The organism is Oleiphilus sp. HI0086 (assembly GCF_001635225.1).
Map to the genome: position 1 here is coordinate 1 of NZ_LWFZ01001136.1, position 1,103 is coordinate 1,103.

At 44.8% G+C, this 1,103-nt stretch carries 1 protein-coding gene; it reads right to left on the reverse strand.

The features are described 5' to 3' along the window. Nucleotides 1-1,103: thrombospondin type 3 repeat-containing protein (locus A3756_RS28030; RefSeq protein WP_231875588.1), on the reverse strand; the 1,103-nt coding region annotated here is incomplete at both ends.

Genomic DNA, 1,103 nt, shown 5'->3' on the forward strand with positions numbered 1-1,103 from the left:
ACTATCTGGTATAAGAGGGTTTGTTGAAGTCAAATACTTCTCGACACCATCAGATAAACCATCGCCATCGGAATCAGCGGAAAGAGGTTCAGTGCCGAGTAACAATTCTAACCCGTCTTCAAGTCCATCGTTGTCGGAGTCACTGCCATTTACAAGCGTCCCATTTACTAATTCTAACTCATCGGTTAAACCGTCATGATCCTTATCATCACCAATTGATGGGTCCGCATCATCAATTGGGTCACTACCCCAGATGAGCTCAAAACCATCTGAGTAACCATCGCCATCACTATCAAGTAAAACTGGGGAGAGGTTTAATTCACTCTCAGTAAAGTCATTAATCCCATCAGAGTCAGAGTCTCGCAAATGAGGGTTGGTTGAATAGGCGCTTGTAAGTTCCACCAGGTCGGGCAGGCCATCAGAGTCTAGATCATCTGGGCGCCCCTCGCCTTCCACTGAACAGTTCTGATCAAATCTGAAATAGTCGCGAAAGTTTGGAACTCCATCGCCATCACTGTCAACAAAAGCGTTTGAAGCATCAGTAGAACCGTTCAACTTATCGATATTTAGCCCTACAAAAGCTTTCGCACCCTCGTATGAAAACGAGTCTTGAACCTCATTGTCTTCAGCAACCAGGGGAGCAAGCTCTAAACGAATTAAATCACCATACCTTAGCTTTTCACCAGGGTAGGTAAAATCTTTAACTAAACGATCCAGCTCACCATTTATATACCAACGAGCTTCAAGCGTTTCCAACGCAACAGCGCTGAACTTGGACAAATCTAGACTCACTGATTCGCCCTCCTCAACAACGACGGGAGTAATGGAAAACTCAGTTAGCTCAGAGTCTGTTTCGATAGTGGGGAGCCTAAGTGTTTCAGTACGACCGTACTCCTGCCCTATGCTGTACGAATATTCTACAGATATTACGTCGCCAAACCTGATGTTTGTCTCTGGGTTTGTCGGAAACTCAAAAGAGCTTTCTCCTGGAACCTCAACATCATTAATAAACCAAACTGGTGTGAAATTTGCTGCCGCGTAGAAGTCATCGTTCTCTGTACTACTGATCAATCGTGCTTTAACGCTTGCATCTACCGGATGAA